Source organism: Sphingomonas aestuarii (assembly GCF_054457155.1).
On sequence record NZ_JBTKVV010000002.1, the window covers coordinates 43,829 to 55,733 of the forward strand.

13 protein-coding genes and 1 tRNA gene are annotated in these 11,905 nt (G+C 65.9%); 6 read left to right on the forward strand and 8 right to left on the reverse strand.

Annotated features, from left to right (window positions below; translation table 11 throughout):
* Window positions 1–164: 164 nt before the first annotated feature.
* From ACX0GZ_RS03420 to dapB, 4 genes are all read right to left on the reverse strand, one after another.
* Entirely contained in the window at window positions 165–3,017 is a 2,853-nt protein-coding gene (locus ACX0GZ_RS03420) for a TonB-dependent receptor (RefSeq protein ID WP_458813408.1), read from the reverse strand.
* Window positions 3,018–3,174: 157 nt separating this feature from the next.
* Window positions 3,175–3,251 (reverse strand) — tRNA-Arg (locus ACX0GZ_RS03425).
* 50 nt (window positions 3,252–3,301) lie between these two features.
* Window positions 3,302–3,958: an endonuclease III gene (gene nth / locus ACX0GZ_RS03430; RefSeq protein ID WP_458813410.1), complete on the reverse strand. Its 657-nt coding sequence runs from the start codon at window positions 3,956–3,958 to the stop codon at window positions 3,302–3,304.
* Window positions 3,959–3,962: 4 nt separating this feature from the next.
* Window positions 3,963–4,691 carry a 4-hydroxy-tetrahydrodipicolinate reductase gene (gene dapB, locus ACX0GZ_RS03435; protein ID WP_458813412.1) on the reverse strand — a complete coding sequence of 243 codons (729 nt, stop codon included), beginning with the start codon at window positions 4,689–4,691 and terminating at the stop codon, window positions 3,963–3,965.
* A gap of 156 nt (window positions 4,692–4,847) precedes the next feature.
* On the opposite strand from dapB, the gene ACX0GZ_RS03440 reads away from it, so the two are divergent.
* Together ACX0GZ_RS03440 and ACX0GZ_RS03445 are read left to right on the forward strand one after the other, a co-directional pair.
* Window positions 4,848–5,228 carry a VOC family protein gene (locus ACX0GZ_RS03440; RefSeq protein ID WP_458813414.1) on the forward strand — a complete coding sequence of 127 codons (381 nt, stop codon included), beginning with the start codon at window positions 4,848–4,850 and terminating at the stop codon, window positions 5,226–5,228.
* Window positions 5,225–5,923, forward strand: coding sequence for an NAD-dependent deacylase (locus ACX0GZ_RS03445; protein ID WP_458813416.1), 699 nt, complete (start codon window positions 5,225–5,227; stop codon window positions 5,921–5,923). Before ACX0GZ_RS03440 ends, ACX0GZ_RS03445 begins: the two co-directional genes overlap by 4 nt.
* Window positions 5,924–5,994: 71 nt before the next feature.
* On the opposite strand, the gene hisN is transcribed toward ACX0GZ_RS03445, so the two are convergent.
* Complete coding sequence (gene hisN, locus ACX0GZ_RS03450; RefSeq protein ID WP_458813418.1) at window positions 5,995–6,777, reverse strand: histidinol-phosphatase; 783 nt, start codon at window positions 6,775–6,777, stop codon at window positions 5,995–5,997.
* Window positions 6,778–6,845: 68 nt separating this feature from the next.
* On the opposite strand from hisN, the gene ACX0GZ_RS03455 reads away from it, so the two are divergent.
* The gene (locus ACX0GZ_RS03455) at window positions 6,846–7,412 is read left to right on the forward strand and encodes a peroxiredoxin (RefSeq protein ID WP_458813420.1); all 567 of its coding nucleotides are present in this window, start codon (window positions 6,846–6,848) and stop codon (window positions 7,410–7,412) included.
* A gap of 54 nt (window positions 7,413–7,466) precedes the next feature.
* Here ACX0GZ_RS03455 and ACX0GZ_RS03460 read toward each other — a convergent pair whose 3' ends face one another.
* Window positions 7,467–7,781 (reverse strand): antibiotic biosynthesis monooxygenase family protein, encoded by a 315-nt coding sequence (locus ACX0GZ_RS03460; protein ID WP_458813422.1) that lies wholly within the window; start codon window positions 7,779–7,781, stop codon window positions 7,467–7,469.
* A gap of 115 nt (window positions 7,782–7,896) precedes the next feature.
* Here ACX0GZ_RS03460 and ACX0GZ_RS03465 point away from each other — a divergent pair, with 115 nt between their 5' ends.
* From ACX0GZ_RS03465 to ACX0GZ_RS03475, 3 genes are all read left to right on the forward strand, one after another.
* The gene (locus ACX0GZ_RS03465; protein ID WP_458813424.1) at window positions 7,897–8,919 is read left to right on the forward strand and encodes a GGDEF domain-containing protein; all 1,023 of its coding nucleotides are present in this window, start codon (window positions 7,897–7,899) and stop codon (window positions 8,917–8,919) included.
* 304 nt (window positions 8,920–9,223) lie between these two features.
* Window positions 9,224–9,346 carry a hypothetical protein gene (locus tag ACX0GZ_RS03470; protein WP_458813426.1) on the forward strand — a complete coding sequence of 41 codons (123 nt, stop codon included), beginning with the start codon at window positions 9,224–9,226 and terminating at the stop codon, window positions 9,344–9,346.
* A gap of 94 nt (window positions 9,347–9,440) precedes the next feature.
* A complete protein-coding gene (locus ACX0GZ_RS03475) occupies window positions 9,441–10,292 on the forward strand; it encodes an SDR family oxidoreductase (protein WP_458813428.1) in 852 nt (283 codons plus the stop codon).
* Between the two features lie 148 nt (window positions 10,293–10,440).
* Here ACX0GZ_RS03475 and ACX0GZ_RS03480 read toward each other — a convergent pair whose 3' ends face one another.
* A complete protein-coding gene (locus ACX0GZ_RS03480; RefSeq protein WP_458813430.1) occupies window positions 10,441–11,064 on the reverse strand; it encodes a YbhB/YbcL family Raf kinase inhibitor-like protein in 624 nt (207 codons plus the stop codon).
* 40 nt (window positions 11,065–11,104) lie between these two features.
* Complete coding sequence (locus tag ACX0GZ_RS03485) at window positions 11,105–11,779, reverse strand: glutathione S-transferase family protein (protein ID WP_458813432.1); 675 nt, start codon at window positions 11,777–11,779, stop codon at window positions 11,105–11,107.
* Window positions 11,780–11,905: the final 126 nt, after the last annotated feature.

Consider the following 11,905-nt stretch of genomic DNA (forward strand, 5'->3'; position numbering starts at 1 on the left):
TTCACATCGAGCTTGTCGACCCGAAGGGCGGCGTAAGCCAAATGCTGTCCTTCTTGGCACGACGAAAAGGACAGTGCCCTTCGACTGCCTGCCAAGGCAGGCGCTCAGGACAGCCTTCGACAAGCTTAACACAAACGGGGAAGGGGCCTTAGCTCAACTTTTCCTCACATCCCCCTCCTGAGCGCGCCGCGGGTCGGCAGACCCGGCAGGAACAGCTTGCGGAAACTGATCCTTACCGTCCGCCCCAGCGGGTCGAGATAATCGGGCTGATAGCTGAGCGGCACCACCCCGTTCGCATCGGTCACCCGCTGGCGCGCGTCGAAGAGGTTGTTCACGTCCAGCCCGATGCGCGCACCACGCAGCCACGGCGCCTTCACCAGCAATTCGGGCTGCGACCCCAGATCGATCCAACTGCGCAAGTCGAAGGTCGCGAGGCTGTCGAAATCCAGACGTTCGCCACCGCTCGCACCGCCATCGACGAACGTGCCGCTGCGCCAGTTCCCGTGCAGCCGGACGCCGATGCCGTCGCGCGACCAGCCGGTCCGCACCTGAACCTCGTGCCGCGCCTGTCCGCCCGACGATCCCGTCGCCGATCCGCCGAGCAGGTCGAGCACGGGAACACCCTGGCGGATCGTGATTTCGTCCTTGAAGACGATGGTGTGATAGGCGCTGAACTGGATGCGCCCGCCGCCCTGACCGCCGCCGCCGCCACGGCCTGCGAACCCGCGCCCGCCAAAGCCCTGCCCGCCGCCGCGCGGACCTTCGGCGGCCTGCGGGGTTGCCTCACCGGTCGCCGGCGCAGCGGGCGGGGTGATGCCATCGGTGGCGGGGGGCGTCGTTTCGCCCTCGGCCTGACCGCGCTGACGCCGCTCGCCGCCGCCGCGTCCGCCGAACATGCCCTCTGGGATTGCGCCCGCATCGCGCAACGCGCGAAACCGGCGCGGCAAGCTCGATCCGATCGACTTCGAGAAATTGACGCCCCAGCGCAATTGCTCGCGCTCGGACGATTCGAAGTTGATGGGACGATTGTCCAGCTGCACCAGCCGCCCGGTCGCATCGCGCACGAACCGGTCGGGGAAGGCCGCCTCGATCTCCGCCGTTGCCGCCGGGAACGACGCGATCGGATTGTCGATCCGCGTGTTCGTATAGTTGGCGGTCAGCGTCAGGTCGGTCTCCGACAGCGGACGCAGCGTCAGCCCCGTCGAGAAGACCCGGCGGCTGTCCGACACCAGGCCCGGATTGCCGCCGTCCAGCCGGGTGATGTCCACCGTCTCGCCGCGCACGAAATCGAACACCCGCGCGTTCGGCGTCGCGATCAGCGGGTTGCCGAGTTGTCCCGGAGACGGCGCGCCGTCCTCGTGCGTCATCGACGCGATCAGGCGAATCTCGGTGATCGGCGACCAGCGAACGCCATAGCCGATCGTCGTCAGCGTGCCGAAATCCGACAATTGCTCGACCTCGACATTGCCGTTGACCGACAGGTCACCGATGCCGCCGACGCCGCTTCGCCTGCTGGTGATCGGCAGCTCGACATTGGCCTGAACATTGCCGCGCGTCCGCCCGATATCGTTGGTGGTCAGGATGCCCGATCGCACCGACCGGCTGTCCTGCCCCAGCGTGTTGAGCCCGACGCGAACCGACGTGGACACGCGCCCGGCGGGCAGCTCGAACAACGACCCGTTGACCAGCCCGTCGATCGACGCGTTCGACGACACCGACCGCGCGGTATCGGTGACGAGCGGCGCACCACTCGCGAAATCCGCCGCGAACGGATTGGCCCCGTCGTCGACGGCGGCTTGCAACAGCCCGGTCTGCACCCCGCGCTCGGTCTGCGAATTATTCAGCGTGCGCTGATAATTGCCGGTTACGGTCCAGCGCCATTGATCGGGCAGGTCGCCGTTCAGGCTGAACCCGGCTTCCGCCTCCAGCCCGTTCGAGCGCCGCTCGAGCGGATCGACCCCGGCATAGCGGAACAGCCGCGTATCCCCCGCAAAGGGCGAAAACGGATTTGCCCCCGGCAGCGTCAGCGCATAGCCGGGCAGGCCCAACAACGCGCTGCTCTCGGTCGCCTCCAGCCTGAGCGTGCCGGTCGCTGCGACATCGCCCAGCACCGTGCGCGACACGACCGCATTGGCCGACAGCCGCTGGTTGGCCGGGCGCAGCGTGCGGAACCCGGTCGTGTCGGTGACGTTCGCCACCCCCGCGGTGCTCGCGAAATCGCCCAGCCCCGGCTGCGCGTTCGGCACGCCCGCAATGGTCGCAGCCCCCAGCATCGGGTCGATCGCCCCGCCGTCGATCCCGGTCACATTGCCGCGCAGGTCGAAGGGCGACGACGGCGCGGCGGCAACGATGTCGCGTTCGGATTCGAGGAGCCGCGAATCGCGCTCATATTCGACGTCGAAATTCTCGCGGCCCTGGCGGTTGATCCGCACCAGACCCAATTCGGCTTCCAGGTTGCTGGTGCCCCCCGCGGTCGGCGTACGGCCTTCGAGTTCGGCGGTGTAGGAGCGGAATCGCGGCCGCAGCACGAAATTCACCACCCGCTGATCGGCGCGATAGCCATAGGTCAGCGCGACTTCCTCGGGCAGGATGTCGACCCGCAGGATCGCTTCTGTCGGCAGGTCGCGAATCTCGGAAAAACTCCCGATCCGCCGCCCGCTCAGCAGGATCACGGGCCGCCCGCCGCCGCGCCCGCGCCCCGATCCGGTCTGCGGTTCGAGTTCGGTCAGCAATTCCGCAATCGAACTGACGCCGTACGCGCGGATATCGGCGGGGTTCAGCACCAGCTCGGGCGGAATGTCGCCATCGACCGACCCCGGCGGGCGCGATCCAGTGACGATGATTTCGTCATATTCGGTTTCTTCTTCGGCGGTGGCGATGTCGGTGGCCGAACTGCCGTCCTGCGGGGCGTTTCCCCCATCCTCGGGCGTGCCGGTCGGTGACGACTGCTGCGCGGCAAGCGCCGCAGGAGAGCTGGCAAGCAGAAGAAACAGCGCAAAGCGACGCATGACGATCATTGAAAATTCCGACGTTAAGGCTGCACGAGGCACGATAGGAGCAGCGACCTGGTTCCGGCGCTACACGGCATTTGTCGCAAAATTATATCAATTTATGAGCAGCCATTCCGAAATGCGCGTGGCGACGTCGGATGGGGCGCGTGCCGCTGCGGGAAGGTGGCGCACCCGACAGGATTCGAACCTGTGGCCTCTGCCTTCGGAGGGCAGCGCTCTATCCAGCTGAGCTACGGGTGCCTAGGCTTGTGCGCCTAGCAAAGGGGGGCTGGGTGCGCCAGTGACTTTTATCACGCGGCCTGCTTCGCCTTGGGCGCGGGCGTTTTGGGCTTGTACGCGCACAGCTCGGCGACCGGGCAGCGCCAGCATTCGGGGGTGCGCGCCTTGCAGATATAGCGACCGTGGAGGATCAGCCAGTGGTGCGCGTGGAGGCGGAACGGCTGGGGGGTCGCCTTGTCGAGCGCCTTTTCGACCGCCAGCACCGTCTTGCCACGGGCAAGCCCGGTGCGGTTGCCGACGCGAAAGATATGGGTATCGACCGCGAACGTCTCGTGCCCGAACGCCGTGTTGAGCACCACGTTCGCCGTCTTGCGGCCGACGCCGGGCAGCGCCTCCAGCGCGTCGCGGTCCTGCGGAACCTGCCCGCCGTGCCGATCGACCAGCGCCTGCGATAGGGCGATGACGTTCTTCGCCTTCGAATTGAACAGGCCGATCGTCTTGATGTGCTGTTTCAGCCCGTCCTCGCCCAGCGCCAGCATCGCCTCGGGCGTGTCGACTTCCTGAAAGAGCTGCCGCGTCGCCTTGTTGACGCCGATATCGGTCGATTGCGCCGACAGCGCAACTGCGACGAGCAGCGTGTAGTCGTTGACGTAGGCCAGCTCGGTTTCGGGATGCGGGTTCGCCTCTGCCAGCCGGGCGTAGAATTGAACGACGTCTGCCTTCTTCACCGCGTCAGAGTCCGAGCACCTGGTCCATCGTATAGCGGCCCGCGGGCTGATCCTTCAGCCACAGTGCCGCCTTCACCGCGCCACGCGCAAAGATCGCGCGGTCCTCTGCCCGGTGGATCAGCTCGATGCGCTCACCGTCGCCTGCCAGCACGACGCTATGGTCGCCCGCCACCGTGCCCCCGCGCAGCGACGCAAAGCCGATCGTCCCCTCGGCGCGCGAACCGGTCAGTCCGGCGCGACCGATGACCCCGCATTCGGACAATGGCGTCCTCAGCCCTTCGGCAGCCGCTTCCCCCAGCATCAGCGCGGTGCCGCTGGGGGCATCGACCTTTTGTCGGTGATGCATCTCGACGATCTCGACGTCCCAATCGGTGCCCAGCCGCCGGGTCGCATCGCGGACCAGCGCGCACAGCAATGCGACGCCAAGCGAGGTGTTACCGGTCTGGAGTACCGCGATTTCCCGCGCGGCGACGTCGATCAGGTCATGGTGGGACCGGGCAAGGCCGGTGGTGCCGATGACCACCGGCGTGCCGCCCGCTCGCGCGGCGGCAAGATTGGCCTCGAGCGCGGCGGGGGCGGAGAAATCGACCAGCACATCGGCCTCGCGTGCCAATGGGACAGGGTCGTCGCCAATATCCACGCCGCCAGCGATGCGCGCGTTCAACGACGGCGCGACATCGGCAATCGCCTGGCCCATGCGCCCGAGCTTTCCAAAGATGCCGATGCTCGTCATGCGATCCTCACGTCCCAGATTTGCGTCAAGCTGTGGCAGAAAGCGGCTGCGGGGGACAACATATATCAGGTTGTCGGGCAACCAATCCACGGTTGAGGGAGGGAAGCTTGCCTTGACGACGCCCCCATCCGAATAGAGGCCGCAGGGAGCGACGCGATGCAAGTCAAAGGAATATCCTGGATCGGGGTCGGCACCGATACCTTCCAGCCGACGCTGGACTTTTTCACCACCGTCCTCGGTCTGGAGACGAAAATCGTCGATCCGCGCGGCGTGGCAATGCTGACGGCCGGGCATGGGCAAATTCTGGAGTTGTTCGGCCCCGGTACGGCCGGGCGGGCGCTTACGTCGCCACCGGTCATCGCATTCGAAGTCGACGACGTCTCCGCCGCGCACGCCGAACTGATCACCAAAGGCGTGGAAATCATCGGTGACGTGGGTGCGTGGAACGGGTTCGAATGGCTTTATTTCCGAGGTCCCGACGATCACATCTATGCGGTGAAGAAGACGCCGCCGCCCGGCTGGGAGGACACCGCATGACCCAGAACATCGTCGTCCTGACCGGTGCCGGCATTTCGGCCGAAAGCGGGGTGGCGACGTTTCGCGGTCCCGGCGGCTTGTGGGAAGGGCACCGTGTCGAGGATGTCTGCACGCCAGAGGCGCTGGCGCGCGATCCCGAACTGGTCCACCGATTTTACGACCTACGGCGTGCGGCGCTTGCGACCGTCGAGCCGAACGCGGCGCACCGGGCGCTGGCGCGGCTGGACGCGGCATGGCCGGGGAACCTTCTGATCGTCACGCAGAATGTCGACGACCTGCACGAGCGTGCCGGGGCGAAGCGGTTGCTGCACATGCATGGCGAACTGAACGCGGCGCTGTGCGCGGCGTGCGATGCCCGACGGCCCTGGGCGGGGGACATGCCGCCGGGGACCGCGTGCACGGCGTGCGGCGCGCCGGCGATGCGGCCCGACATCGTGTTCTTCGGCGAAATTCCCTACCGGATGGAGGCGATTCAGGCCGCGCTCGCCGAATGCGACCTGTTTGTCTCGATCGGAACGTCGGGCGCGGTTTATCCGGCGGCGGGGTTCGTGCAGCTGGCCAATGCGGTCGGTGCGCGGACGCTCGAACTCAATCTCGATCCTTCCGAGGGAAGCGACTTGTTCGACGAAAGCCGGTTGGGGAGCGCGGGGGTGCTGGTGCCGCAATGGGTGGACGAGGTGCTGGCGCTGACCTGATCGGGTTGATCGCGAGGGCAGGGGTGACGGAGGGGATGGGGTGAGAGTTCAGTCCGATTAATTGAAACGCCTCAATGCCCCCGGCATGCCATCAGGTCGAGAATATCGTCGATCCGCGCCGGGTCGCCCGCCGCTATTACCTCGCCCACGCTGTCCGCGCGCAGCGGATCGCCCGCCCAGTCACACATCCGTCCGCCCGCACCCTCGACCACCGGCACCAGCGCGGCGAAGTCGTGGAGCTTCAGCCCCGCCTCGACCACGATGTCCAGATGCCCGCTCGCCAGACACGCATAATTATAGCAATCGCCGCCCAGCACCGTCGATCGAACGCCCGCGTCGAGATGCTCGAACGCGTGCAACTGCCCGTCGTCGAACAGCGCGGGCGAGGTGGTGGCGAGCAGCGCATCGGCCACGTCGCGGCAGCGCCGGGTGGTCGCTGGCCGACCGTTCAATGTCGTCGGCTGGCCGACCACCCCCAGCCAGCGCTCGTCGAGAATGCCCTGGTCGATCACCCCCAGCAGCGGCCAGCCCTCCTCGATCAGCGCGATCAGCGTGCCATAGATCGGCCGCCCCGCGATGAACGACCGGGTGCCGTCGATCGGATCGAGCACCCAGGTCCGCCCGCTGGTGCCCTCACGCGCCGCCTCTTCCTCGCCGATGATCCCGTCCATCGGCCGCTCGGCGATCAGCAACCGGCGCATCGCCGCTTCCGCCGCCTTGTCGGCGAGCGTGACGGGGGAGGCGTCGTCCTTGACCTCCAGCCCGTGTTCGGCGCGGAAATAGGGGCGGATCGCGGCGCGCGCGGCATCGGCGAGGCGACCGGCGAGTTCGATATCGGATGCGGATACGGACATGACTGAACCGCCTAGCGATCCGAAGCGCGCGCGGCTAGACTGACGGTGGCGCGAGGGGCCATGAGAGGATGATCGAGATGCGTAACGTGATGATCGCGGCGGTTGCCGCAGCGGCAATGGCGCTTCCGGCGCAGGCAGCACTCGCCCCCGGCGCGCGCGCGCCCGATTTCACGACGCAGGGCGCGCTGGGCGGCAAGGCGTTTCGCATCAACCTGGCTCAGCAATTGAAGAAGGGGCCGGTGGTGCTCTATTTCTTCCCCGCCGCCTTCACCTCGGGCTGCAATGCCGAGGCCAAGATGTTCGCCGACAAGGTCGACGCGTTCCGCGCGCAGGGCGCAACCGTCATCGGCATGTCCGCCGACGGGATTGAACCGCTCAAGAAATTTTCCACCGAACATTGCGCGGGCAAATTCGCGGTGGCCTCGGCCAGCCCGGCGGTGCTTAAGGGATATGACGTGGTGCTGGAGACCAAGGGCAAGGACGGCAAGCCGCGGATCATCAGCAACCGCACCAGCTATGTCATTGCGCCGGACGGCCGTATCGTCCACGCGCACAGCGACATGAGCCCGGCGGAGCATGTCAATTCGACGCTGGCGGCGGTGACGAAATGGCGGGCGGCGCGACCGAAAGGCTAACGCCCCACCCCCGTTCGTTTCTCGACTTCGCTCGAAACGAACGGGGATTGAAATTCAAGAACGCGCGCGATCGAGCAGATCGTCGGTGACTTCCATCGCAAAGGCCACCCCGCCGTCCTCGACGGCTTCCACGAACACGCGCCGCGTCTCCGGCGCGTCATAGACCATCTTCACGTCCATCGCCGCCTGCCAAGTCGCCTCGTCCGGCCACTCGGCGGCGCCGACGAACCGCCCGTCCTGCGCGCGGTGGAGGCGCGAGCCCAGGCCGCCGTATTTTTCGCGGATCAATTCGGTGCCGTGCCGCCATGCCGCGCGGAACCGATCTTCCTGTCCGGGCTTTATGCGCCACCAATAGACTGCGACGAACATGTGGGGGCCTTTCCACTTGGTAAACCGCAAAGTCACTGGATTTTAGCAACTGGTTCGTTACGCAGGTGGCAAGGTTTCATCGGCATTTACCGAGCCGGAAACCGGACGGGGACCAATGAGCAACGCCAACGCCATCCGCAGTGTAGGGGACAATGACGCCGCCGCGCGCATGTTCCAGGCGGTGGGCGGTTTCCTTCGCGATCAACGGCTTGATCCCAATCCCACCAACTATACCTTTGCCTGGCATGTGCTCGCCAATCCATCCGGGCCGCTGGCGAAGGCAGTCCATCAACTGACCGATGGCGGCATCCGCCTGACCCAGAAGGACATCGATTCGCTGGGCGCCGAGGTCGATACCGACACCGAATCGGCGACGGTCGAGGGGCTGGTCGCCCGCACGCAGATGAAGATCGAGAGTTTCGCCGACATGATGGGCAGCCTGCACGAAGACACGCGTGGGTTCGGGCGCGATCTTCAGGCCAGCGCCGAGGCGATCGCCGCATCGCGCGAACGCTCGCAGGACGGCATCGCGCTGGAGGAAGTCGCCCGGATCACCGCGTCGATGATCGAACGCGTCCACGCCGCCGAAGCCCAGCTCGAAAGCGCGACCAGGGAAGCCAACGGTCTGCGCGAGGATCTGGAAGCCGCGCGCAAGGACGCGCGCCGCGATCCGCTGACCGGCCTGCCCAATCGCCGCGCGTTCGGCGAAGCGTTCGCCGCGCAACTGAACGCGGGAAGCCAGCTGTGCCTGGCGATGTGCGACATAGACCATTTCAAACAGGTCAATGACCGCTTCGGCCACCAGGTCGGCGACCGGGTGCTGAAGGCGATCGGCGAAACGATGGCCAAATATTGCGGCGGCCAACTCGTGTCGCGTTATGGGGGCGAGGAATTCGCGATCCTGTTCTCAGGACTGACGCTCGACCAAGCCGACGCGATGCTGACGCTGGCGCGCGAAGCCACCGCGGATCGTTTCTTTCGCGTGCGCGATGGTGACGAACCCATCGGCCATGTCACCTTTTCCGCAGGGCTTATCGCGCTGCGCGAAGGCGAGGTGCAAAGCGACGCGTTTCACCGGGCAGACCGCAACCTCTATGCCGCGAAAAGCGCAGGCCGGAACTGCATCGTCAGCAATTAGCGATTTGCGCCAGATATAATTAGCAAGAAATTCTGTTCATCTGGCGTAAATCACGAAATTTGAACGACTGGAGGGGTGGAAGGCCCGGAAATCCCGGCCTCGCGCAAACTGGCACGCTCCCTGCAGTTCCCTGAGCAACGGCGGACGGATGGTCCGATACCGCCGATACTCAGGGAGTTACCACCATGTTCGCTCAAATCGGGACCGTCTCGCGCAATGCCGTCGCTCTCGTCGGCTCGGTCTTCTTCACCGCGATCCTCGTCGCTGCATCGGCTCCCGGCCTGCCGCTGGCGTAACCCGCATGATGCGGCGCACCCTCGGAGCGAATGCTGCGCTCCGACCCGTCCTGATCGGCATCGGATCCTTTTCCACCACGGTCCTGCTGATCCTCGGCTCACACGCGCAAGGGCTGGGCATCCTCGCCTGACCCTTGCGCCACCGGCCCTTACGCTAGCGATCGGGGGACGGAACCTTCGACACGGTCCCACGCTTCTCCGGCATGGCCTGAACAGGAGCGCGCGATGACCGAGACCGTCGAAAGGATCCACGAAGATCAATTGCCCGGCCATGAATCACGGCTCGATCCCAAACCCGAATGGCAACCGCGCTATCCCGGTTCCGGCCGGTTGAAGGGCAAGGTCGCGATCATCACCGGCGCCGACAGCGGCATCGGCCGCGCAGTCGCCGCGCTCTACGCGCGCGAGGGTGCCGACATCGCGATCCTCTATCTGTGCGAGCATGACGATGCCGAAAAGACCGCGCGGATCGTCCGTGACGAAGGGACGCGCGCGCTGACCATCGCGGGCGATATCGGCGACAAGGCGTTCTGCGACGATGCGGTCGCGAAGGTCATCGCCGAGTTTGGCACGCTCGACATCGTCGTCAACAATGCGGGCGAGCAGCATCCCGATCAGGACATTATCGACATCACCGAAGAACAGCTGAAGCGAACGTTCCAGACCAACATCTTCGGCATGTTCTTTCTTGTGCAGGCCGCGCGCCCTCATCTGAAACCGGGCGCGGCGATCATCAATTGTACCAGCGTCACCATGTATCAGGGGTCGAAGGAACTGCTTGATTATTCCTCGACCAAGGGCGCGATCACGGCCTTTACCCGGTCGCTGTCGGAGAATCTGATCGAGCACGGCATCCGGGTGAATGCGGTGGCGCCGGGGCCGATCTGGACCCCGCTCAACCCCTGCGGCGGCGCGAGCCCTGAGAAATTGGAAACATTCGGGGAAAGCACGCCGATGGGACGCCCCGGCCAGCCCAACGAGGTCGCGCCCAGCTTTCTGTTCCTGGCGTGCGACGACGCCAGCTACATGTCGGGACAGGTGCTGCATCCCAATGGCGGAATGATCGTCAACGGGTAGCGAGCCTACCCGCGCCATCTCAACCGTCACCCCGGACGTGTTCCGGGGTCCACCGAGCGGCAGATGGTGCGATTGATATGCAGTGTTCGCGCAATCGGCTTAGTGGACCCCGGAACACGTCCGGGGTGACGAAGAGGTTCTGCGGGGCTCAGCCGCCCACCGGAACCGCCGCGCTGACCGGACCGCTCGGCTTTTCCTCGCCGCGTGAATAGGTGCCGGTGAGGATTCCGGCGGCCAGCACGCGACCCTTCATCGCCTTCAATATTGCCGAACGGCTGGGGGTGTTGCCGGGGTCGGGACCTTCCGAAATCGCGAACAGCTGAAATGCGTAATGATGCGCGCCGTGGCCGGTCGGCGGATCGGGGGCGAGCCAGCCTTCGGTGAAATAGCCGTTGCGGCCGACGTCCGGGCCGCCGATTTCGCCGTCACCGTCCTTCTGGATTGCGCCTTCGGGCAAGTCGCCGTCCTCCGCCGCCAGATCCCAGACGATCGCATGGACCAGCGGCTGGAGCGCGGGCGCGTCGGGATCCTCGACCAGCAATACCAGCCGCGCGGTGCCCTCGGGCACGCCGGTCCAGAACAGGGGCGGCGATACGCCCTCGCCATCGGCGGTAAAGCGCTCGGGCAGGCGCGCACCGTTCGCAAAGGCGGGGCTTGCCAGCCGCAGCGGCTCGAAACTGCCCAGGCCCGGCTGGACGATCGCCAGCTTTTCCTCGCCCGCGCGCAGGCCCTTCATCGCCTTGCCGAGCCAACCGGGAACATGTTCGAGCATTCGCGCCTCCGTTGATCGGCAGACTAACGCGGTTTCGGCCTTACAGGTCCAGATTTTCGTAATCGGCGGGCGGGCTGATGACCTCCATCCGCTCGGCCAGCAGCGGGCGCATCGACGGACGACTCTTCATGCCAACATACCAGCGCTTGGCCTGTTCGTGCCCTTTCCAGTCGATCCCGCCCAGATAATCGGCGACCGAAATATGCGCCGCGGCGGCAAGGTCGGCGAGGCTCATCGTCGCCCCCGCCAGCCAGGCGCGGTGATCGAGCAGATAGTCGATATAGTCGAGATGCGCGATTGCCGCCTTCATCGCTTCGCGCAGCGCCCCCGAATCGGGCGCAGCGCGGTGGACCAGGCGCTTTTCCATCCGTTCGAACAGGAGCGGCCCGGTGACGTCGCGGTAGAAGGCGGTGTCGAACCAGATCGTCAGGCGGCGGATTTCGGCGCGGTCGGCCGCCGTCCCGTTGATCATCGCCGCCTTGTCGACGGTTTCCTCGAAATATTCGCAGATCGGGCCTGAATCGATCAACGGCATGCCGCCGCGTTCGCTATACGCCATCACCGGCGTCTGGCCTGCGGGATTGAGGTCGAGAAATTCGTCGCGCCGCAGCCACGGCGATTCGCGCACCGGGGCGTACGGCACGCCCTTTTCCCCCAGCAGCAGCCGGACCTTGCGCGAAAAGGGGCATAGGGGGAATTGGTAGAGCGTCCACATGACGCCCAGCATTAGCGGGCGTATGCGGTGAGCGGAAGTTGCAGGGTGGCGTTTTGTTGGTGCGCTCGCGTCCACACGCACCGTCACCCCTCCACGGCGGCCGGGGTGTGGGGATGGTGAGAGGCC

Coding starts and splice junctions, on each gene's coding strand:
- ACX0GZ_RS03420 (WP_458813408.1), bottom strand. CDS start 3,017: ATGATCGTCATGCGTCGCTTTGCGCTGTTTCTTCTGCTTGCCAGCTCT.
- dapB (WP_458813412.1), bottom strand. CDS start 4,691: ATGACGAGCATCGGCATCTTTGGAAAGCTCGGGCGCATGGGCCAGGCG.
- ACX0GZ_RS03440 (WP_458813414.1), top strand. CDS start 4,848: ATGCAAGTCAAAGGAATATCCTGGATCGGGGTCGGCACCGATACCTTC.
- ACX0GZ_RS03445 (WP_458813416.1), top strand. CDS start 5,225: ATGACCCAGAACATCGTCGTCCTGACCGGTGCCGGCATTTCGGCCGAA.
- hisN (WP_458813418.1), bottom strand. CDS start 6,777: ATGTCCGTATCCGCATCCGATATCGAACTCGCCGGTCGCCTCGCCGAT.
- ACX0GZ_RS03455 (WP_458813420.1), top strand. CDS start 6,846: ATGATCGAGATGCGTAACGTGATGATCGCGGCGGTTGCCGCAGCGGCA.
- ACX0GZ_RS03460 (WP_458813422.1), bottom strand. CDS start 7,781: ATGTTCGTCGCAGTCTATTGGTGGCGCATAAAGCCCGGACAGGAAGAT.
- ACX0GZ_RS03465 (WP_458813424.1), top strand. CDS start 7,897: ATGAGCAACGCCAACGCCATCCGCAGTGTAGGGGACAATGACGCCGCC.
- ACX0GZ_RS03470 (WP_458813426.1), top strand. CDS start 9,224: ATGCGGCGCACCCTCGGAGCGAATGCTGCGCTCCGACCCGTCCTGATC.
- ACX0GZ_RS03475 (WP_458813428.1), top strand. CDS start 9,441: ATGACCGAGACCGTCGAAAGGATCCACGAAGATCAATTGCCCGGCCAT.
- ACX0GZ_RS03480 (WP_458813430.1), bottom strand. CDS start 11,064: ATGCTCGAACATGTTCCCGGTTGGCTCGGCAAGGCGATGAAGGGCCTG.
- ACX0GZ_RS03485 (WP_458813432.1), bottom strand. CDS start 11,779: ATGTGGACGCTCTACCAATTCCCCCTATGCCCCTTTTCGCGCAAGGTC.